Source organism: Croceicoccus sp., assembly GCF_983967925.1.
In genome coordinates, this window is record NZ_CFETID010000018.1 from 1 (window position 1) to 19,128 (window position 19,128).

The 19,128-nt window shown below is 61.7% G+C and carries 23 protein-coding genes; 10 read left to right on the top strand and 13 right to left on the bottom strand.

All coding sequences use genetic code 11. The features are described from left to right. Positions 1-45: 45 nt before the first annotated feature. The 7 genes from AC4FIJ_RS11020 (at position 46) to AC4FIJ_RS11050 (ending at position 4,024) form a co-directional block, all read left to right on the top strand. Positions 46-645 carry a dCTP deaminase domain-containing protein gene (locus AC4FIJ_RS11020; RefSeq protein ID WP_490336847.1) on the top strand — a complete coding sequence of 200 codons (600 nt, stop codon included), beginning with the start codon at positions 46-48 and terminating at the stop codon, positions 643-645. After that, entirely contained in the window at positions 638-1,483 is an 846-nt protein-coding gene (locus tag AC4FIJ_RS11025; protein WP_490336776.1) for a thymidylate synthase, read from the top strand. Before AC4FIJ_RS11020 ends, AC4FIJ_RS11025 begins: the two co-directional genes overlap by 8 nt. An 81-nt stretch (positions 1,484-1,564) precedes the next feature. Beyond that, entirely contained in the window at positions 1,565-1,771 is a 207-nt protein-coding gene (locus AC4FIJ_RS11030) for a hypothetical protein (protein WP_490336777.1), read from the top strand. 216 nt (positions 1,772-1,987) lie between these two features. Further along, entirely contained in the window at positions 1,988-2,551 is a 564-nt protein-coding gene (locus tag AC4FIJ_RS11035; RefSeq protein ID WP_490336778.1) for a hypothetical protein, read from the top strand. A 307-nt stretch (positions 2,552-2,858) separates the two neighbouring features. Further along, complete coding sequence (locus AC4FIJ_RS11040) at positions 2,859-3,224, top strand: hypothetical protein (protein WP_490336779.1); 366 nt, start codon at positions 2,859-2,861, stop codon at positions 3,222-3,224. Between the two features lie 20 nt (positions 3,225-3,244). Further along, a complete protein-coding gene (locus AC4FIJ_RS11045) occupies positions 3,245-3,418 on the top strand; it encodes a hypothetical protein (RefSeq protein WP_490336780.1) in 174 nt (57 codons plus the stop codon). 159 nt (positions 3,419-3,577) lie between these two features. Then, positions 3,578-4,024, top strand: a complete 447-nt coding sequence (locus tag AC4FIJ_RS11050; protein WP_490336781.1) for a DUF4168 domain-containing protein — start codon at positions 3,578-3,580, stop codon at positions 4,022-4,024. A 94-nt stretch (positions 4,025-4,118) separates the two neighbouring features. On the opposite strand, the gene AC4FIJ_RS11055 is transcribed toward AC4FIJ_RS11050, so the two are convergent. The 11 genes from AC4FIJ_RS11055 to recJ all read right to left on the bottom strand — a co-directional run bounded on the left by AC4FIJ_RS11055 (position 4,119) and on the right by recJ (position 14,177). Next, a complete protein-coding gene (locus tag AC4FIJ_RS11055) occupies positions 4,119-4,724 on the bottom strand; it encodes a YybH family protein (protein WP_490336782.1) in 606 nt (201 codons plus the stop codon). A gap of 84 nt (positions 4,725-4,808) precedes the next feature. After that, positions 4,809-6,185, bottom strand: a complete 1,377-nt coding sequence (locus tag AC4FIJ_RS11060; protein WP_490336783.1) for an alpha,alpha-trehalose-phosphate synthase (UDP-forming) — start codon at positions 6,183-6,185, stop codon at positions 4,809-4,811. Next, on the bottom strand, positions 6,182-6,979 hold the full coding sequence (gene otsB, locus AC4FIJ_RS11065) for a trehalose-phosphatase (protein ID WP_490336784.1): 798 nt from the start codon (positions 6,977-6,979) through the stop codon (positions 6,182-6,184). The genes AC4FIJ_RS11060 and otsB overlap by 4 nt, the downstream gene beginning before the upstream one ends. 75 nt (positions 6,980-7,054) lie before the next feature. Beyond that, positions 7,055-8,293 (bottom strand): nucleotidyltransferase domain-containing protein, encoded by a 1,239-nt coding sequence (locus tag AC4FIJ_RS11070; RefSeq protein WP_490336785.1) that lies wholly within the window; start codon positions 8,291-8,293, stop codon positions 7,055-7,057. Further along, positions 8,286-8,813: an asparagine synthase-related protein gene (locus AC4FIJ_RS11075; protein ID WP_490336786.1), complete on the bottom strand. Its 528-nt coding sequence runs from the start codon at positions 8,811-8,813 to the stop codon at positions 8,286-8,288. Before AC4FIJ_RS11075 ends, AC4FIJ_RS11070 begins: the two co-directional genes overlap by 8 nt. A gap of 245 nt (positions 8,814-9,058) precedes the next feature. Then, on the bottom strand, positions 9,059-10,246 hold the full coding sequence (locus AC4FIJ_RS11080) for an asparagine synthase-related protein (RefSeq protein ID WP_490336787.1): 1,188 nt from the start codon (positions 10,244-10,246) through the stop codon (positions 9,059-9,061). A gap of 5 nt (positions 10,247-10,251) precedes the next feature. After that, on the bottom strand, positions 10,252-10,773 hold the full coding sequence (locus tag AC4FIJ_RS11085) for a lasso peptide biosynthesis B2 protein (protein WP_490336848.1): 522 nt from the start codon (positions 10,771-10,773) through the stop codon (positions 10,252-10,254). 8 nt (positions 10,774-10,781) lie between these two features. Continuing rightward, positions 10,782-10,988, bottom strand: coding sequence for a PqqD family protein (locus AC4FIJ_RS11090; protein WP_490336788.1), 207 nt, complete (start codon positions 10,986-10,988; stop codon positions 10,782-10,784). Between the two features lie 265 nt (positions 10,989-11,253). After that, positions 11,254-11,385 carry a hypothetical protein gene (locus tag AC4FIJ_RS11095; RefSeq protein WP_490336789.1) on the bottom strand — a complete coding sequence of 44 codons (132 nt, stop codon included), beginning with the start codon at positions 11,383-11,385 and terminating at the stop codon, positions 11,254-11,256. 82 nt (positions 11,386-11,467) lie between these two features. Continuing rightward, positions 11,468-12,244, bottom strand: coding sequence for a hypothetical protein (locus tag AC4FIJ_RS11100; protein ID WP_490336790.1), 777 nt, complete (start codon positions 12,242-12,244; stop codon positions 11,468-11,470). Between the two features lie 124 nt (positions 12,245-12,368). Further along, positions 12,369-14,177 (bottom strand): single-stranded-DNA-specific exonuclease RecJ, encoded by a 1,809-nt coding sequence (gene recJ / locus AC4FIJ_RS11105; RefSeq protein WP_490336791.1) that lies wholly within the window; start codon positions 14,175-14,177, stop codon positions 12,369-12,371. A 197-nt stretch (positions 14,178-14,374) separates the two neighbouring features. Between recJ and AC4FIJ_RS11110 the strand changes: the two genes are divergently transcribed. The 3 genes from AC4FIJ_RS11110 to AC4FIJ_RS11120 all read left to right on the top strand — a co-directional run bounded on the left by AC4FIJ_RS11110 (position 14,375) and on the right by AC4FIJ_RS11120 (position 16,323). Beyond that, the gene (locus tag AC4FIJ_RS11110; protein WP_490336849.1) at positions 14,375-14,818 is read left to right on the top strand and encodes a flavodoxin family protein; all 444 of its coding nucleotides are present in this window, start codon (positions 14,375-14,377) and stop codon (positions 14,816-14,818) included. A gap of 157 nt (positions 14,819-14,975) precedes the next feature. Further along, positions 14,976-15,710 (top strand): hypothetical protein, encoded by a 735-nt coding sequence (locus tag AC4FIJ_RS11115; protein ID WP_490336792.1) that lies wholly within the window; start codon positions 14,976-14,978, stop codon positions 15,708-15,710. 43 nt (positions 15,711-15,753) lie between these two features. Continuing rightward, on the top strand, positions 15,754-16,323 hold the full coding sequence (locus AC4FIJ_RS11120; protein WP_490336793.1) for an AHH domain-containing protein: 570 nt from the start codon (positions 15,754-15,756) through the stop codon (positions 16,321-16,323). 20 nt (positions 16,324-16,343) lie between these two features. Here AC4FIJ_RS11120 and leuA read toward each other — a convergent pair whose 3' ends face one another. Together leuA and AC4FIJ_RS11130 are read right to left on the bottom strand one after the other, a co-directional pair. Then, positions 16,344-18,026, bottom strand: coding sequence for a 2-isopropylmalate synthase (gene leuA / locus AC4FIJ_RS11125; RefSeq protein ID WP_490336794.1), 1,683 nt, complete (start codon positions 18,024-18,026; stop codon positions 16,344-16,346). A gap of 280 nt (positions 18,027-18,306) precedes the next feature. Beyond that, positions 18,307-18,954 (bottom strand): YceI family protein, encoded by a 648-nt coding sequence (locus tag AC4FIJ_RS11130; protein ID WP_490336795.1) that lies wholly within the window; start codon positions 18,952-18,954, stop codon positions 18,307-18,309. Positions 18,955-19,128 lie beyond the last annotated feature (174 nt).

Below are 19,128 nucleotides of genomic sequence, written 5' to 3' on the forward strand. Positions count from 1 at the left end.
GAGGCTTATGCCACTCCCGCCAACCCTTCGTAGCCAACCCCGTGAATAAGACGGGATAGATACGTCGTCCCTCCGCAAGGGATCGTCGAGGTCATAGCTGCGGAAACCCTCGCTGTACCAAGAAATGTATCTGGGCTAGCGTCGATTAAAACTTCAGTTTCCACGAACGGCATGCTCGCTCTTAACATTGGGATTATTGATCCTGGCTACCAAGGTCCAATGTCCAGCTTTCTGGTGAACTTCAGCAAGAATAATTTTTTAATCGAGGCGGGCGATGTGTTCCTTCGATGCCAGTTTTTCAATTTATCGCAAGTAGAGGATTCAAGTCTTGGTGATCCTATTTCGTATAGGACTTATCTACAGGAGAAAAAACAGAAGGTGGCCGGAAGATTTGGAGACACTTTCCTTAATGTCGAAGATATTGTCTCGTCCGCTGCAAAAGGGTTGGTGTTTCGAGGTTTAGGTTTCGTCGCAACTGTCGCGTTGATTATTACCTTTATGTCTTTTTTGCTGAACCTAGGGTTTTTTCGAGTGGCCGTAGACACAGATTCTCGGAGAGACGAATATATTTCTCGGTACGAGGATGAAATACGAGAATTAGAGGCCAAGGTATCTCAACTTGAGGACAGGCTGAAAGATGAATAGTTTCCTAAAGTTTGATTCATCTGATGATGTTGTCAAATGGGCTTTTGAAATGTGTAGAGATGAAGGAGAAAAAGTTTCTCCTAGGGGTATGCTTACTTATGAGGTGCCGGTCGTCGGCTTCGAGTTAACCTCTCCGAGAAAAAGAAAGATAAGCTGGTCCAAGAGAGGCTGGTCTTCGGGCTTGGGTGCGGCTGAAGCTGCTTGGCATTTATCCGGGTCAAGAGACGTGGATATCTTAGCCCACTATGCGAAAAGCTGGAAAAAATACAGTGACGATGGCCTTCGTGTAAATGGAAGTTGTTATGGTGCTAAGATATTTTCGGGGGGAGAGAACTCGCAATGGGAAGTGGCAAAACAAATATTAAAAAATGATTTAGACAGTCGTCGATCTGTGATCGTAACAGATGCGACAGTATCCAGTGATTTATATACTCTCGATAAATCATGCCTAACAAGCATGCAATTCTTGGTAAGGGACGGGAGGCTTCATGCTGTGGTGAACATGAGGAGTAATGATGTTTACCTAGGTTTACCATATGACATATTTCTATTTACAATATTTCAAGAGCGGATGGCCTTTGAACTTGACATCTCTCTTGGTAGTTATTTTCATATTGCTAGCTCTTTTCATTTATACGACCGAGATCTTGAGAGGGTAAACCGCAAAGGTGGTTTCGGTTCTTCTTATACTCAGGAAATGGCAACTCTCGATTTTAATGAGGTAAATAACTTTATTGCTGCTGAGGTTGCGTTTCGAAAATCCGGCGCTTGGTTGGGTAATGTAAGCTCCGGCTGGGAGGAGCTTGTTGCTGATCTCCGCAACTTCGCTAATAAGTAGAATGAAGTTTTATTGTCCTACACACCCCGACCTGTATAACTAACCCGGTTCCCTCAACCCTCGCACAGAGAGGAACCGGCCATGCCCCTTGAAATCCCCGCACCATCCGACCGCGATACCATCGATCACGCCCGCCGATGGCGCGCGCATGTCGAGGCTGGGCGGATCGGGACCGGAACGCCTTCCACCGCCGAGATAGCGCTCCAGCACCTCTATAACGAGGAAGTGCTGTGGGGCAGGGCGCGGACCTTTGCATATCCTGCGCCGCGGCGGTCGCGCTGGCCGTGATGTTGCCGGTTGCGGCCTTGCCGCGACGTTGGCGTAATTCGCCGTTTTTTGTTTGGGTCCCTCAAACGCCGGGCGCGGCCCATCCGGGCCGCTTGGCTTCGCCGCATAAGCGGCGGCGCGCGTTCGCGCTTGCGGGAGTCGCTTCGCGCCCCGTTCCAGCGCTCCGCTGACGGGTTGCGCTCTTCCGCCCTTGATCAAACCTCGGGAGATTCCTCCATGAACGATCTCACCCCCTGTGACTCCGCCCCCACCGACCTCGCTCCCCCCTCGCGCAACCGTCACGCGGGCTGGACCCGCGCGAAAATGGTCACCTTCCTGCGCGAACTGGCTGCGTCCCAATCCGTCGCGCAGGCCGCGTCTGCCGTGGGCCTTACGCGCCAGAGCGCCTATCGCCTGCGTGACCGTCTGGTCGGCACGCCTTTCGCGCTCGGCTGGGAAGTCGCGCTGGAGGCGGGGCTGACGCAGCTTGCGCATGCGATGCTCGACCGGGCGGTGAACGGGGTCGAGGTTCCGCACTACTACAAGGGCGAGCTGGTCGGCACCTCGCGCCAGTATGACGAGCGGCTGTCGATCTGGATCGCCTCGAACCCGTGGAAGATCGGCCGCCACCAGTTCGCGCGCGAGCACGGCGCCAAGGGCTTCGACCATCTGCTCGCCCGGATCGAGAGCGGCCCGCTCGACTGGACCGACGAGGAAGCCGGCGATCAGGGCAGCGCCGAACTGCGCCGCGCCCGCTCCTACGAAGGCGCGCTGGAAGGCTGGTACGGATCGAACCCCTGATCTCCGGCCCGCGACCCCGATGTTTGCCCGCACATCTCTCCGCACTCCCGCGGTGTCACTTTTCGCCCCAAGGCCCAGCATTTCCGCGGCACAGGGCCGGGTTACACAGCCTGTAGGACGTGTCACCTTTGTCACTTTTCGCGGGGGTATGCCGGGGCGGACGGTGGCGGCGGGAGAGGGAAAATCCGGTCCCCATGGTCGGGGCTTGCCGCGTGATATTGGGGTGATCCCCCGATACCGCCGCCATCCGCATCGGCCCAGTCTGCGCGTCAGAGGTCGCAACCGACCGACCAGAACGGAGGGATCCATGATCCGCTGGAGAGAGAGAAAACTGGGCGCCATCGCGGCGGCATGTCTTGCCGTCACCGCGATCTCCGCCCCCGCCATGGCAGAAGTGCGCCAGGTCGACGGCGATCTGTGGATGCAATCGACCGCAGAGCAGAAGCAGGCCTATCTGGTCGGCGTCGTCAACGTGCTGGCCGTCAACCAGGCGCTGCGGCAAAAGCGCGGCACCGCCGACGCCAGCGATCCGCTGTCGCGCTATCTGGCCGCCGCGGACCAGCAGTCCATCGCGCAGATGCAGGCCAGCCTCGACAGCTATTACGCCAATGCGGCCAATCGCTCGGTCCCGGTGCTGGGCGCCCTGTGGCGCGCATCGGTCGCGGCACGATGAAGCGCGGAAAGGATAGAGCCATGACAAAGCACAACAGGATCGCCATCGCGGCCATGGTGGCGCTCTCCATCGCCGCCTGCGCCACCACCAAGGGCGCGGTCATCGGCGGCGGCATAGGCGCCGTCGCGGGCGACGCAGGCAAGGGCGCCGCCATCGGAGCCTCTGCCGGCGCGGTGATCGACATCATCGACTAGGGGATCAGCGGCGCATCCCCCGGAGCGGTGCGGGTTACTGCCACGGCCCGCACCGCTTTCACTTCATCGCTGCTGAGGCACGACTGCCTCATTTCGGCCTCAATTGCGGCACGTAGTGGCGGGAACGCCGTTGAATTCAGGGCCGGGGATTGGGACTTCTTGTCGCATATTGGCGAAAAGGAGTATCGTGACATGAAAAAACTGATGATCTTCAGCGCGATGGCCGCAACCGGCCTCGCAGCACCCGCAATGGCCCAGGACGCGACCGACCACGCCGGTCACGCAATGGACGCCGAAACGGCAGAGGCCCCGGCAACGGCACCGCAAACCGCCGCTCCGATGGCCGAAGGTGAGGCAATGGCCGCAACCCCGGTGACCGAGGCAGAGGTCGACAGCTTTGCCGCCGCGATCGTCGACATCCAGAAGATCGAAGGCGACGCCGCAATCCCGGCCGAGGAAAAGCAGGCCCAGATGGTCGCAACCGTCAGCGAACACGGCCTGACCCCTCAGCGGTTCAACGAGATCAGCACAAGGACGCAGACGGATACGGAATTGCAACAGCGTATCCAGGTGGCAATGACGGAACTGATGTCGCCGGCCGGATAAGAGACAGGGTCGCGGCGGCAGTCCATAGAGACTGCCGACTAATCAGAGGCGGGCATCCGATCGAACGATCGGGTGCCCGTCCTGTCACGGAATACTAGTCGGAGGGAACGGTATCGGCGCGATCGGCCATGTTCTCATCGACCGGGGCGGGCGCGGCATCGCCCTCGGTCTCGTCCGTTGCGGCGCGGGCAGAAGGCAGCGCCACGCTATATTCGGAGACGATCTTCCATGACCCGTCCGCCTGCCGCTGCCACACCGACTGGCTCGTGCTGGAAACAATCGGGCTTCCCACCGGATCGGTGCTGTTGATCGAAATCCGGGCTGTAGTAACCGCGAAATCGGCCCCCGCCGAAACCCAGGTCTGGGTAGGGGTCACCGCGATCTTCACATTTTCATCGCCGAGAAGAGAGGCGTAATTCGCCCGGATCGATGCCGGGTCGGTCAATGGCTCAACATTCGGAATGACCAGCGTGGCATTAGGCGCATAGACCGATACGGCGCCATCGACATCGCGATTGTTCAAGGCGGCGATGCGGACTGCCTGCGCCTTTTCGATCGAAACCTCTGCCTGCGCGGGATCGGGGGCCTGCTTGGTCGGGGCTTCTACCAGCGTGTCCTGCTCGGACTGGTTGCAGCCCGCAAGTCCTGCAAGCGACATTACGACGGCAGCGGCAGTGGCCCTGCGAAACAGCGAATTCATCATGCCTCTCCTGCACGCAATTCGCTTGGAAATGCACGCCTTTTTCAAGAAAGCCAGCAGAGCCGACCGATTATCGACAGCAGACTAGCGGACCGTCTCGGTTTCTTCGATCATTTTCACGAACTTTTCGCGCCACCAGTGAACGTCTTCGTGCTCCACCCCTTCGCGAAGGCTTGCAAAGCGGCTCTTGCGTTCGGCCAGCGGCATCTTGAGGGCACGCTGGATGGCGTCGGCAACTTCTTCCGGTGCATATGGATTGACCAGCAGGGCTTCGGGCATCTGCGCCGCCGCGCCGGCAAATCGGGACAGCACCAAGACGCCCGGATCGTCGGGATCCTGCGCCGCGATATATTCCTTGGCCACAAGGTTCATGCCATCACGTAGCGGAGTCACCAGACCAACCCGTGCGGCCCTGTAAAGCGCTGTCAGTTCTTCGCGCCGATAGCCGCGATTGACGTATCGGATCGGCGTCCAGTCGACCTCTGCGAACATCCCGTTGATGCGGCCTGCCAGCTCATTCAGTTCCTCGCGGACGTGGCGATATTGCTCAACCTCGCCGCGAGATGGGGGCGCGACCTGTACCAGCACGACGGAGCGACGAAGCTCGGGATGGGCCGACAACATATGCTCGAAACTGACGAGCCTTTCCTGCAGGCCCTTGGAATAATCCAGCCGGTCGACACCGATGATCATGGTCAGCTGGCGCAGCGAGATCCGCATGCGTTCGGCCAGCTCGTTAGCAAGGCCGGTATCGCCCGCCTCGACGAAATTCTTGAAGTCGATGCCGATCGGGCACACGACCGCGCGCATCCGCTGGCCGTCGACGGTGATGTAATCGCCATCGACCGATCCACCGAGTTCATTCTCGCAGTAATGGCGAAAGCTTTCGAGCCATTCGGCGGTCTGGAAGCCGACCACGTCATAGCCGAACATGGACCTGACGAGCCTCTGGTGATGGGGCAGCGAAACCAGAAGGCGCGTCGGCGGCCAGGGGGTGTGAAGAAAGAAGCCGATCTTGTTCTTCACCCCATGATCGCGCAGCAGCGACGCCATCGGGATCAGGTGATAATCGTTGATCCAGATCGTATCGCCAGGCTCGATCATCACATGCAGCGGTTCGGCAAAGCGCTTGTTTACGCGCTCGTAACCCGATCCGAAGCTGCGGTTATACTTCGCGATGTCGATCCGGTAGTGAAACAGCGGCCACAAGGTGCGATTGGCAAAGCCGTTGTAATATTCCTCGACGTCCTGCGGTTCCAGATCAACGACGGCAGACCGGACGCCATCGACTTCCTCGAAGTTCACCGATCCGGTGAATTCCTCGACCTCATGTCCCGACCAGCCGAACCAGAGCCCGCCCGATTGCCGCAAAGCCGCCTGCAGCGCGACGGCAAGACCGCCTTGCGAGCCATCGGGACTGGGCATCGATACCCGGTTCGATACGACGATTAGGCGGCTCATGGCATGTCCTCGCTTGTTCCGGTTCCGGCGTGCTGCGACTTGTCTTTATGCAACGAACGTTTCAGCCAATCGTTCACATCGCGAACGCCGGGAAGGCGGTGGCTTGCAACGGTCCGTCTCGGTGCGCCGACCAGGATCCCCATACCGCCCGCGTCCTCTACCGTTCGGAAGCCATCCTCATCGGTCACATCGTCGCCCAGGAACACCGGCCGATGACCGGCGAAAGGCGACAGGCTGAGAAGTTCGGCAATGGCAGTGCCCTTGTCGACACCGGCGACCCGCACCTCGACCATGTCATGCCCATGCTGCACGTGGAGCGCGTGCTTGTCGGCCAGCTGTTTGGCCAGCTCCTGCGCCGCCTCGCGCATGTTGGGTGCACGCCTGTAGTGCAGGGCGGCTCCCAGCGGCTTGTCCTCGAACAGCAGGCCGTCGGCCGTTTCGGCGAAAACGGCAAATTGCTGCTGCGCAATGTCCAGCCCGTCGGGACGCGGCAGATATTCGCGTTCTCCTCCGGCGAGGCGCCATTCCGAGCCGTGACTGCCCGCTGCCGCCAGTCCGATCATGCCGAAACCGTCCAACACCTCGATCGCGCGCCCGCTGACCAGCGCGAGCCGGCCTTGCAGACGATCGTTCAATTCGTGGAGCGTGCGTAAAAGCTGGTCGGGAACGTCGACGGCGTCTGGCCGGTCGCACAATTCGACAAGCGTGCCGTCGAAATCGAGGAAAAGCGCGTCAGTGCCGAAATCGAGTAACGGAGGCTCTGAAAGCGGGCGATCGGGGTCAGGATCTGTCACACATTGGATTTGGCCGCTGCGGCGAGCGGGGTCAACCCTGTATGCTGCGATAGCGAAGATGGATGTCCCGCCTGCCTATCGTTCCGTTTCCTGACGCAGCCATTGCAGCATGCGGGCATCGCGTCTTGCGGCCTCTCGCAATGAGGGGTTGGTCATCGAGGCGAGATAATCCCGCCCTCGCTGCAGCACCCATCGCGGATAGCCGGTCCATCGCAGCCGATCCTGCGCGCTAGTGCTGGCAAGCTCGGCCAGTTTTTGCGGGGTAGGGTGAATGGCTTTCTGCAGCGCGCCGAGCGGTCCCGAGCCGGCATTCCCCGTTTCGAGCCGGCGCATCATCGCCCGCTGGTCGGCCTCTGCGGGAACCTGGAACATGGCCTGCAGCGCATCGGGAACAAAGCGTCCCGCGCGGTCCACGTCCGGCCTGATTTCCGCAGGAATGTCGATCTGCCCGGCTTCCCTTGCCAAGGCGAGCAGCAGATCGAGCGAGCGTCTGAGTTCCAGCCTGTCTGCGACCTTCACCGCGGCCTTCTGGTCGAGGTCGGGATGGCGCCACAACCGATGGATATCCGCAATCGTGAGCGGGCCATTGTCAAAGCAATTGTGCAAGGTCGCATGAACCGTCAGGTGCAGCAGGTTGGGCAGGGGGGCTGCATAGGCGATGGGGTGGCCGGAACTCGTGACCGGGCAAGCCGTGCCGAGCAGCATCGCGGTCAGCTCGGAATCTCCGGCCCAATGCCTTGAAAAGACCCGGTGATGAATTTCAACCGTGACCCCGTGCTGCTCGCACACGATCTCGGGCAATTGGTGGTTGTATTCGGTGCCATAGCTCTTCGCCCATGGCGCAGGCGCGAACCCGTTGACCAGCAGCCATTCGCGCGCCTCGACGGCCCGCTCCGCCGGGACCAGTATGTCGAGATCGCGCAGCGGACGCATCGCGGGCTGATCATAGAGCGAATAGGCGAGCGCGGAACCTTTCAGGGCCACATGCTCAATGCCCTTGTCGTCCAGCAGGGCTGCGATGCGGCCCAGAACCAGCTTTTGTTCAAGCGCATAGATGGACTGCCGCCGATAGAGATCGGTCAACCGCAACGCGGTATGCTGCGGTACCGCGACAGTGCTGGCGCGGAGATGGCGGTGCAGCAAATTGGCCGTGCGCGTCCGGACGGCAATCGCCTCGATCGCGGTCCATCCTGCGTCGTCCAAGGCCGCAAATTGCCCGTCATCAGGCTCGCTACCGCCGCAGATTTTCAAAAGGATCAGTTCGGCAAGTTCGTGGCGGGGTACGCGAAAGGTCCAGTCGTCGGCCTTATGCATTGCCGCGTTCCTGAAACTTCACGAAGCGCGCGGCGGTAAGGCCGCGGCCCACGGCGCAGAAGATGCGCGCGGCTTCCAGACCGCCGACGGAGTTGCCCCCCGACCATTCGCGCATCCAATTCTTGAGCCGAGGCAAATCGAGCATCTCGGCAATGTCCGCATCGTCTTCCAGCCGGTCAAGCTCGGCCATGATCGCGTCGCGTTCCTTCGACCAGCGCAGCGGCCAGTCGCTGCTCTGGATGCCGAGGCGCGTTTCGCATCGCACCTCCTCGGGCACGCGGCCCTTCAAAACGCGCCTTGCAAGCCAGCGGGTCTGCCCGTTCCGCAAATATTGTTCGTCGGGAATGCCCGCCGCCAGCTCGAAGAGCGGCCGATAGGCAAGCGGCGAGCGTTTCGGAACACCGTGCAGCAACTCAAGCGCCAGGGCCAGATCGGCACCGTCGCCGGAGGATCCGGCAATGACGGCCGCCCGCCATTCGCGCGCATCGCTTCGGTCAAGGAACAGCGGATCGTGTCCCATCGCTCTTCCGCGGGCGAGCACTCCGCTCCGCTCGGCATAATCGGAGCGCAGGGGGCACCAGCTCTCGAAGGGGTCGAGAGCCCGACCTCGCGCTCGCCGCAGTCTTGCGCGAAGCGTCAGCGACAATTGCGGCATGACGGCCTGGCTGATGAAGCGCCGAAAGTCCGATCCTTTCCCGCCCCGAGCCGAAACCTCGCGCCATGCAAGGCCCGCCCTGCCTTGCCGCAGCCAACTGGCGGGACCGGTCAGACCGTCATAGCTGAACCGCTATTGCCGAAATCGCCGTCGAGGACGACATCGCAGCCCGTGCGCGATGCGCGCCGCAGGATTTCGTGCCCCCAATGCAGATTGCCTGCGCCCATGGGGGCAAGGCCGGCCAGAAGGAACAGCTTGTCCTCTTCGTCCGACAAGGGCGCCGATCCCGTGTCGACAAGCTCGAGGTCGATGCGCGGATGCATGGCCGCAAATGCCTCTGCATTGGCTGCCTCATTGCCGTGGGCATTGGGCCAGTCCAGCGCCTCGAAACCCTCTTGCGGGACCCAGCAATAGGCCTTGAGCGGGCTGTCCGGGGGCAGGGCATCCAGCGCGAAGCTCGCGACAGCCTGCGAATCCAGTCCGCCGGACAACTCGGTGGCCACCTTGCCGAAACCGCGCAAGGTCTCGCGCGAGCCATGCGCCATCGCCGTTTCGACCGCTTCGACATAGTCCGCGTCTTTCGCGAAACGGACTTCGGGGAGCGAGAATATATCCCAGAAGCGGCGGCGGCTGAGGCCGGACCGATCGAGATGAACCACCTCGCCGGTCGCCACGCGTTCGATATCCCGAAACCAGCCGCGCCTGCTGTCGCCGAAGTTCAGATAGAGGGCGTCTGCCATTTGCGTCCGGTCGACGCGATCGCTTGCGCCCGCGGCAATCGCGGCCCGAGACGTCGATGCCGCGACGATACGCCCGGAATCGCGCCACAGGTGAAGAGGCGGCGCAGCCAGCGCCGAACGGGCAAGCCGCAGCCGATGCTCATCGGGGTAATAGGCAATGGCGGCGTAACGCCCGCTCAGCCGGCGGTCGCAATCGTCACCGAACTGCGTTAGGGCCGCGGCATAGATCGCATCGTCGCCCTGGCCGGCAGGCCTTTCGGGCAGATTTGCCAGGATAGCATCCCGGTCATGCAGTTCACCGGCAAACAGGACATAGGCGCCATCGGCACCGCGATGCGGCGTCCAGGGCGGTTTGCGTGCCCCCAGGCGAGGGGGCGGCGCATCTCGCAAGGCGGCACGGGTGAATAGCAGGCCGCAGTCGACCCGTGCCGATCCGACAGGTCCGCCTTGCCCAAGCCCCAGCGAATTGGCGATCCTGCCCCGTAGAGCAACGTCCGCACCCCCGCACCAGCTTCCATCGCCCAGGTCGATCGCGGCGGCGACAAGCAGCGAACCCATCGAAATTATCCCTCGGCGCGGGGGACTTGCCCAACCGCTGCATTCGAGAAAGTCATCAACGGGCGGTACAGGCGGCGATCGCAATGGCCGAGGATGATGTCTCCCCCGACTTCGACCCACGCGTGATATTCGTCCATCGCGGCATCCGATCCCCGGTAGACCGCGATGATCAGCCGCGCTTCGATATTCCGCCTTCGCAGCATCCACTGCAAGGCGACCGCGCGCGGAAGACATTTGGTATGGAAGGGCAGGCGTCCTGCCGCTCGCTCCACCTGTCTGGCCAATCGGCGCGACAGGCCGAGGTTCTCAGTCGTAGAGGCTGGTCCCATGACAGGCGGATCGACCGGTTTGACGATAGCGCCCAGAGTTCGGCGCCAATTCTTCATCGGGACATGGTTCACAAGTCCGCGAGCGATGGGCAAGAAAACCATCGCTTCGAGTGTCATCCGGCGGGAGGCGCTCCGTGTGGTCATCGCGCCGTCCTCACGCCTTTGCGCTATCCTCGACGGATCTGCCGCAAAGAACATATAATCGATCAGCAATATCGGGCGAATCCGGCATTGACGAGACTTTCGGCAAATCGCGCGACCCCTTCGCGTGCTTCCGTCGGCTCCACCTCATACTCGGAGCAAAGCTTTTCCGAAATGGCTTCCAGATCATCATCGCTATCGAGCAGTGTCCAGATGCGCAGTGCGACATCCTTGAGCGCGAAAAAACGCCCCGTATCGATATCGATCAGCATAAGCTCGTCATCGACGGGGCTCGCTTCGTATCGTTCGGTGATCTTCGAAAGTTTTTTCAGCGGCATGTCACGACATATGCCGAAACCTAAGCCGCAAAGCAAAGCCTATGCAAAGCAACGGTAAGTGCTGACAATTTATCAGACGCGCAAATTTGTAGACAATGCTTTTGCTAGCGACTGACCCAAATATAGGGCTTCAACGCAGCGCATACGAAAACCCCGGCCAGAAAGCCGGGGCGCGCATGATACTAATAAAGGCTCGGCGTCAGGAATTACGCGACAAGTTGTTCTTCCCGCTACCGTCCACGTAGTAGTTGTTGCCCGACGCGACCGAAGACAGGTCGACGTCCAGCGCTTCCAGCTTGGGTTCGCTCCAAAGGGCTTTCGACTGTTTCATAATTGTCTGGCGTCCTGCATTGTCCGCGTCTGATACTGAGGTCTTATACACCATTTCGCGTAATTCGCAAATGCACAATTTCTCAGAGACGGCTGAGTTGATCCACGATCCTCGGCAGATCCGATTCGAAACTGCCCCGATCTCTACGTCTATTCAACGTCCACACCCGCAGCCCTGTTCCCAATGACATCAGATCGCGCCGATAACGCGCTTCGTCCTGCAGCGCGATCGCGATTTCGATGCGGTACATCGCTTTGACAATACACGGCAATTTGGATGCTCCCGTGCACGGCTCCAGCATCGGTTCATCGCGATCCCAGGTTTGGAGGACGATAAGGTCCGTCAGGGGCAAGGGCTGCCCGCCTTTCGTCTCCAGGTCAGACTTTTCCGCCTCCAGAAGCTCGGCAAAATACTTGGCCGCGCCCGGTTCGATGGGCGAAAGCGCACGCGCGCCCGTCATTGCAAACGCGTCCTCGCATAATTTGATGCGGTTCCGGTCCGGCCAGGCAAGTATGCCATCATCGGCGAATTGAAGCAGCAAGACATCATCCGACCTGTGAGCAAAGCCATATCGCCCCAAGGCTGCGGCCAGCGTGGATTTGCCTTCGCCCGAATCGCCGGTAAACGCGACGATCCTGCCTCCCATGACCACGCTGCTGGCGTGAAGCGGCACCAGCCCGTTCAGCCATGCGACCGCGCCATAGACGGTGCCGTTGTAGAAAAGATCGGTTTCCTCGGTCGAACCGTCATCGCCCTGCGCAATCGCGATGCCCTTGCCCCTGGCATAATGGAAACGCGTGCCTCGCGGCGTGGTGAACAGGAATGCGTCACGGTTCAATTGCATGACGGGCCATTCCATCACGCAATGCTCCAGCCGATCGGGCAGCGTGCGCGCCTCGATGCGCATTTCCTCACGGATGATGGCGGGAAAGCTCATGCTTCCGGGTTCTACTGCGCCGGATGCGAATCGCCAGCAATTGGTCTCAATCCGCGAACGCCGCGTCTTCCAAAAGCAATTCGGCGACCGGAACACTACCCCAGTCGTCGATCTTGGCCCGTCCGGCCAGCCACAACTTCCGCCCGCGCGATCCGTGGAGCAAGGCTTGGCCCAGATCGCTTTCCTCGGCCCGAAAGGCGATGGCCTTGAACCGCGCGCCGTCCTGTCCGGCCGCGATCAGGCGCACGTGCCCCTGTCCGACGACATCCGCCTTGATAAGCGACACCGGCCCGACCGCCACCCTCGGCGCCGGCCAGCCGACGCCATACGGCCCCGCGGCTTCCATCTGTTCGATCAGCTCGGCATGCAACCCGCGCGGCGCCAGCGAAAGGTCGAGCGTCAGCGCGCGCGACGCCATTGCCCGTTCGACATCGCGGCCAAGGCGCTCGTCCAGCCAGTCCCTGAACGCGTCAATCCGGCCTTCCTCGATCGTCAGGCCTGCTGCCATTGCATGCCCGCCGCCCTTGACCAGCAAGCCCGCATCACACGCGGCGATGACCGCTGCGCCAAGATCGACGCCCGTGACAGAGCGGCCCGATCCCTTGCCGACGAACGATCCGTCCTTAGCGTCCTCTTCCACGGCGATCACGAAGACCGGCTTGTTCGTCTTTTCCTTGATACGACCCGCGACGATACCGATCACGCCGGGATGCCAGCCGCGACCGGCCAGCACGAGCACCGACCGGTTATGCTGGCCCAGCAGCTGCGCTTCCGCGGCAAGCTGCACCTCTCCCTCGATCGCGCGGCGCTCTTCGTTGAGCCGGTCGAGCAGGGCGGAAATCTCGCGTGCCTCGGCAGTGTCTTCGGTCGTCAGGAGCCGGACCCCAAGGCTTGAATCCCCGATCCGTCCCGCTGCATTGATGCGCGGACCCAGGGCAAAGCCAAGGTCGCTCGCGTGCGGAGCGCGCTTAACCCGGCCGGCGTCCAAGAGCGCCGCGATCCCGACATTCTGTCGCCGCGCCATCACCTTGAGCCCCTGCGCGACGAACGCGCGGTTAAGGCCGTGTAGCGCCGCGACATCGGCCACCGTTCCCAGCGCCACGAGATCGAGCAGGCCCATCAGGTCGGGCTCTTGCCTTTCGACGAAATAGCCCTCGGCACGCAGCAGTCTCACCAGCGCGATGCCGAGAAGAAAGGCGACACCCACTGCCGCGAGGTGGCCATAGGATGCCGCCTCGTCGCTCGAATCCAGCCGGTTCGGGTTCACCAGCGCGGCCGCGCGGGGCAATTCGCTGGCGCATTTGTGGTGATCGACGACGATAACGTCCACCCCGGCATCCGCCGCCGCCGCCAGCGCGTCATGCGCCATCGCGCCGCAATCGACCGTGACGATCAGGCTGGATCCGCTTTCCGCCAGCTGGACAAGCGACTGGCCCGTCGGACCATAGCCTTCCAGCAGGCGATCCGGAATGTAATGGCCCGCCTCGACGCCCAGCTGGCGCAGCAGACGGATCAGAAGCGCCGCGCTGGTGGCGCCGTCGACGTCGTAGTCGCCATAGATCGTGATCGTCTCACCGCCCAGAACGGCCTGCGCAAGACGCTCGGCCGCGCCGTCCATATCGGCGAAGATCGACGGATCGGGCAGAAACGCGCGCATGGTGGGCTGCATCTGGCGGTCGACGTCATCCTCCTGCACGCCGCGGGAAAGCAGCAATTGACGAAGCAGGCCCGCGCCGTCCGCCGCCATGCCAAGCGCCATGTTCCCGCCGCGCCATTGCCACGCCCGCCCTGAAAGCGAGGACGAGACATTGCAGACAAAGCCCTTGATATTGCGTTCGTCGATCCGGGAAGCCATGGTCGGATCATAGCACGTGGGGAGAGAGCCTTTCGGTCCCTCTCCATCATGTCGGCGACTTATCCACGATTTAGCTTTATTCACGATCCAGCGGGACAATCGGCGAGACGGGTGTGAGCGGCAACCGAACGGACAAGCCAGACGCGGCGCGCCAGATTCTGATCGTCTGGCATTCACGCACAGGCGGCGCGGAGGCCATGGCTCTGGCCGCAAGGGAAGGGGCCGATGCGCAGGATGACAATGTTGCCGCCGCTCTTTTGCGCGCGAGGGATACCGAACCGGGCGATGTTCTGGACGCGGCGGCATTGCTGTTCGTGTGTCCGGAAAATCTGGCCGCGATGTCTGGCGAGATGAAGGAATTCTTCGACCGCTGCTATTACCCCGTTCTCGGCAAGGTCGAGGGAAAGCCCTTTGCCACCGCCATCGCGGCAGGATCGGATGGCGAAAATGCGACCCGCCAGATCGACCGCATCGCGACAGGCTGGCGGCTGCGACGGGTGGCCGATCCGCTGATATGCAATTTCGGCGCGCAGACGCCCGAGGACATCATGGCGCAAAAAACCTTGTCGCCGGCAGACCGCAAAGCCTGTTTCGATCTGGGAGCCGCCCTGGCGGCAGGCACGGCGATGGGTGTGTTCTAGCCGGATGACCGACAGGACATATCCGATTCTGTCCTGAGTCGGGATAGGTCCAATACGGATCGAACCGGATCTCGTCAGCAACCGATGTTTGCTCTACTAGGCAACGCCGTGGGAGATTTGTGGCGGCTGCCCCGCGTGGTAGCGCTCGCAATTTTAGATGATGAGGGACGAACAGAAATTGCGGGGTCGGCATTTAACCCTCTTTTTCCATGATAAGCGGACCGAACGTGAACGGCTGCTTCGCACCCGGCTGCAGTCGGCGGGCCGGGCCGTCGAGACCCTCGGGGTCGACCAATGGCGCGTCGGCGACGGCGTGGCGGGCGAGGATGGGATGGAACTCACCATTCGCTTCGCGGACAGGTCGGCCTGGGGCGGGGGCAGTCCCGCACATTGTTTTGAAATCGATCGCGATCTGATTGGCGACTGTCTCGCGGTGACGATCGCCGCTTCGCCGGCCTTCGTTTCCGATTTCGACCCGGTGGACATGTTGCGGCATCAATGCGCGCTGGCACTGGAATTGCTCGACGCGCAAGCGGTCGGAGTCTTCTGGTCCGGGGCCGATTGCCTGATGGGCGCCGACTATTTCCGCCGAATGGTTTCGGTATGGATCGACGGCGGCGCCTTTCCGGCGCTGGGCCTGACCGCTCTGGTGCGCGAGGATACGGGCGTAATGCGCTCAACCGGCCTCGAATTTCTCGTCGGTCAAGAGGTCGCGGTGCTTCCGGGGGAGGGCATGGAGGGCCGCGATCAGGCCAGGCTGGCGATCCGCATGATCGACTTTCTTGTGCGCGAGGGGCCGATCCAGCAGGACCAGACGATCGATGTCGACGGCTTCGGACCGGTCCACGTGCAAGTCGATGCGAATAAAGGCCACATTAACCTCTATCGCTAAGATTGGTATTAGCATTTGATCGCGTAGTGCAGGCCTAACAGGCATGCAAAAATCGTCAGCGAATATCGGTTCGTCCGGAACCAGGTTTTCGTCGGTCAACAGGAGGGGTTCGGCAGGCTATTCTCCGGGATGGCAGCGGCACCATCTGTTGCCTCGGCAGTTACTTTCACACGGCAGTCTGGAACGTTTCTTTGCGGAGCTTCTTCCGCAGGGGTTGGGGTTTGAGAATTTCGGGACCAACGGTGTCCTGTTGCCGGCTACGGAAAAGCTGGCTCTCAAACATGGGCTGCCGCTGCACCGCGGCCCGCACCGCCTCTATAATGAATTGGTGCTGGAAAGGGTCGCTGCGATCGAGATGTCTTGGTCACAGTCAAGAAATCGAAGGCAAATCCTGGGCTCGGCCGCGGCGGATCGATCGCGGCGCCAGCGTGCCAATGATGATGCGCTCGAAAGGATGGCCCTGCTTCAGCGGGCCTTGAAGCGCCGCCTGCTGACCTGTTCGGGCAAGCCGCTGATTCTGAACCGTAAGGATCCGGTCGGTACCGGGATCGATTTCTCGCATCTCGACGCCATGGCCGATCTGCTGTGGGATGATACGCGCCCGTACAGCTGACGGGCGCGCATCCCTATGCGTCAGTCACGCTCGGCCCACGCGCCATTGGCGGCGCTCAGGATCGCACGCACGCTGGCGGTGGCGACGTCCTCGTCGATGCCCACGCCCCATATCGTGCAGCCGTCCGGCGTGATGCACTCGACATAGGCCGCCGCCCGCGCGTCGGAACCCTTGTTCATGGCGTGCTCCGAATAATCGTTCACCTCGAGGGTCAGGTCGAAACTGTCGCGCAAGGTCGCGATGACCGAGCTTATCAGCCCATTGCCGCGGCCCGAAACCGAACGTTCCTCGCCATTGACGGACACTTTGCCTGAGAAGATGCGCGTGCCGTCGGCGGCGCGGGCTTCCTCATATTCGACAAGCTGGAAGTGCTGGGGGCGCGAGAGGCGGTATTCGTTCCGGAAAGCCTGCCAGATATCCTCGGCGTTCAGCTCGCGGCCGGTCTGGTCGGCCATTTTTTGCACCGCGCGCGAAAAATGGGCCTGCATGCGCTTGGGCAGCTTCAGCCCCTTGTCCTGCTCCAGCACCCAGGCAAAGCCGCCCTTGCCGGACTGCGAATTGACGCGGATCACCGCCTCGTAATTGCGGCCCAGGTCCGCGGGATCGATCGGCAGATAGGGCACGCGCCACAGCTCGTCGTTCTGCTGTTCGTGCGCCTCGAACCCCTTCTTGATGGCGTCCTGGTGGCTGCCGGAAAAGGCCGTAAACACCAGCTCGCCGCCATAGGGATGGCGCTGATGGACGGGGATCTGGTTGCAATATTCCACCGTCTCGATCACCGCGTCGATGTCCGAGAAGTCGAGGCCGGGATCGACACCCTGCGTGTACATGTTGAGCGCCATCGTCACGAGGCAGCAATTGCCCGTCCGCTCGCCATTGCCGAACAGGCACCCCTCGATCCGGTCCGCGCCCGCCATCAGTCCCAGTTCCGCCGCCGCGACCCCGGTGCCGCGGTCGTTATGCGTGTGGAGCGAGATCACCGCGCTGTCGCGGTTCGGCAAGTTGCGGCAGAAATACTCGATCTGGTCGGCATAGATGTTGGGCGTCGCCGCCTCGACCGTGGCGGGCAGGTTCAGGATGATCGGGCGTTCGGGCGTCGGCTGCAGTATCTGCATCACCGCCTCGCAGCACTCGATCGAGAAATCGAGTTCGGCGGTCGAGAACGTTTCGGGCGAATATTCGAAATGCCAGTCGGTATCGGGGCGCTTGCCCGCCTCGTCGCGGATGACCTTGGCGCCGGCGACCGCGATCTCGCGCACCTCGGCCTTGGTCATGCGGAACACGATGTCGCGCCACGCCGGGCTGACCGCGTTATAGACATGGACGATGGCCTGCTTCGCGCCTTCGAGGCTTTCGAAGCTGCGGCGGATCAGATCCTCGCGGCTTTGGGTCAGCACCTGCACCAGCACATCGTCTGGAATCCGGCCCGACCGCACAAGGCCCTTTATGAAGTCGAACTCGGTCGCGCCCGCAGCGGGGAAGCCGACCTCGATCTCCTTCAGCCCCACCTTGACCAGCATGTCAAAGAAGCGGTTCTTCTTCACCGCATCCATCGGATCGATCAGCGACTGGTTGCCGTCGCGCATATCGGTGGAGAGCCAGCGCGGCGCCTTGTCGATCACGCGCGAGGGCCACTGGCGGTTTTCCAGCGGCACGGTCGGAAACGGCCGGTACTTGGCCGAAGGGTTCTGCAGCATAGTCATGGGGTTGTTCGCTTTACGTCCTGGATCTGTGCGATGATCTGGCTGGTTCGGCCCTCAAGCCCTTCAGCAGAGTGGATCGTGTCCCCCGGGGCGCAGACGGCGCCGCGGACACGACGCATCGCTTCACGCCCGGGGGCGGATAAGTCGCAGGAGTAGTCCAGGCTTCGCGTTCATGGGGCTGCCTATGCTGCACCATCCGCCGCTTGTAAAGCGAAAGACCGCGGGCAGCGGGGACGATTTCGATACAAATCGCCCCTCGCTGCCCGTCATCCGCGCAAGATTACTGCTTTTCGAATGCCGCCGTGATGTCCAGTTCGACTTCGTCCGACACCAGCGGAATGAAGGCGTCGACACCGAAATCGGACCGCTTGATCGTGGTGCGCCCTTCGAAACCCAGCGTCTGGACCTGGCTCATCGGATTGGCACCCGCGCCGGTGAACTCGGCGGCGATCACCACCGGCTTGGTCACGCCGTTCAGCGTCAGATTGCCCGTGATGTTCGCGCTGGTGTCGCCGGTCATCGCCACCGAAGTCGAGGTGAAGCGCGCCGCGGCCGGATCGGGACCGAAGAAATCGGGGTCGCCGCCGTCCTCACCGGCACGCAGCAGATGATCCTTGAGGCCTTGCGCGGCCACGGTGACATCGGCAACCGGGATCGTCACGTCGACGCTGGCGGCGGAAGGATTGGCCGGATCGATCTGCAGCGTGCCGGTCACGCCGCCGAAAATCCCGAAATAATCGTTGAAACCGAAATGGTTGACGCGAAAGCCGACCAGCGTGTGCAGCGGATCGGCGGCATAACTGCCTGCCGCCACGCGCGAGACGTCTACCTGACCGGGAAGGGCGGGCACGTCGTTCTGTGCGAATACGGGGGCGGCAACAATGGCCCCTGCCATCGCGAAGGCCGCAAGCTTTGTCTTCACATTCATGATTATAATCTCCTCAATTCCCGAACCGTCCGCGCCGCTATTTGGCCATCAATGCGGACAATAAAAGTAGGCACAGCCATGTAACCCAGCCTAGTGGATTGAGATCGCTCAACAAAAAACCCGCCGCCCACGATGGGGCGGCGGGTCCATAATGTCAGCGGCCCGTCAGGGCCG

Excerpts from the sequence above, each read along its gene's own strand:
- AC4FIJ_RS11025 (WP_490336776.1), top strand. The coding sequence starts at position 638 with ATGAATAGTTTCCTAAAGTTTGATTCATCTGATGATGTTGTCAAATGG.
- AC4FIJ_RS11030 (WP_490336777.1), top strand. The coding sequence starts at position 1,565 with ATGCCCCTTGAAATCCCCGCACCATCCGACCGCGATACCATCGATCAC.
- AC4FIJ_RS11035 (WP_490336778.1), top strand. The coding sequence starts at position 1,988 with ATGAACGATCTCACCCCCTGTGACTCCGCCCCCACCGACCTCGCTCCC.
- AC4FIJ_RS11040 (WP_490336779.1), top strand. The coding sequence starts at position 2,859 with ATGATCCGCTGGAGAGAGAGAAAACTGGGCGCCATCGCGGCGGCATGT.
- AC4FIJ_RS11045 (WP_490336780.1), top strand. The coding sequence starts at position 3,245 with ATGACAAAGCACAACAGGATCGCCATCGCGGCCATGGTGGCGCTCTCC.
- AC4FIJ_RS11055 (WP_490336782.1), bottom strand. The coding sequence starts at position 4,724 with ATGAATTCGCTGTTTCGCAGGGCCACTGCCGCTGCCGTCGTAATGTCG.
- AC4FIJ_RS11060 (WP_490336783.1), bottom strand. The coding sequence starts at position 6,185 with ATGAGCCGCCTAATCGTCGTATCGAACCGGGTATCGATGCCCAGTCCC.
- AC4FIJ_RS11070 (WP_490336785.1), bottom strand. The coding sequence starts at position 8,293 with ATGCATAAGGCCGACGACTGGACCTTTCGCGTACCCCGCCACGAACTT.
- AC4FIJ_RS11075 (WP_490336786.1), bottom strand. The coding sequence starts at position 8,813 with ATGGGACACGATCCGCTGTTCCTTGACCGAAGCGATGCGCGCGAATGG.
- AC4FIJ_RS11080 (WP_490336787.1), bottom strand. The coding sequence starts at position 10,246 with ATGGGTTCGCTGCTTGTCGCCGCCGCGATCGACCTGGGCGATGGAAGC.
- AC4FIJ_RS11085 (WP_490336848.1), bottom strand. The coding sequence starts at position 10,773 with ATGTTCTTTGCGGCAGATCCGTCGAGGATAGCGCAAAGGCGTGAGGAC.
- AC4FIJ_RS11090 (WP_490336788.1), bottom strand. The coding sequence starts at position 10,988 with ATGCTGATCGATATCGATACGGGGCGTTTTTTCGCGCTCAAGGATGTC.
- AC4FIJ_RS11095 (WP_490336789.1), bottom strand. The coding sequence starts at position 11,385 with ATGAAACAGTCGAAAGCCCTTTGGAGCGAACCCAAGCTGGAAGCGCTG.
- AC4FIJ_RS11100 (WP_490336790.1), bottom strand. The coding sequence starts at position 12,244 with ATGGAATGGCCCGTCATGCAATTGAACCGTGACGCATTCCTGTTCACC.
- recJ (WP_490336791.1), bottom strand. The coding sequence starts at position 14,177 with ATGGCTTCCCGGATCGACGAACGCAATATCAAGGGCTTTGTCTGCAAT.
- AC4FIJ_RS11110 (WP_490336849.1), top strand. The coding sequence starts at position 14,375 with ATGGCTCTGGCCGCAAGGGAAGGGGCCGATGCGCAGGATGACAATGTT.
- AC4FIJ_RS11115 (WP_490336792.1), top strand. The coding sequence starts at position 14,976 with ATGATGAGGGACGAACAGAAATTGCGGGGTCGGCATTTAACCCTCTTT.
- AC4FIJ_RS11120 (WP_490336793.1), top strand. The coding sequence starts at position 15,754 with ATGCAAAAATCGTCAGCGAATATCGGTTCGTCCGGAACCAGGTTTTCG.
- leuA (WP_490336794.1), bottom strand. The coding sequence starts at position 18,026 with ATGACTATGCTGCAGAACCCTTCGGCCAAGTACCGGCCGTTTCCGACC.
- AC4FIJ_RS11130 (WP_490336795.1), bottom strand. The coding sequence starts at position 18,954 with ATGAATGTGAAGACAAAGCTTGCGGCCTTCGCGATGGCAGGGGCCATT.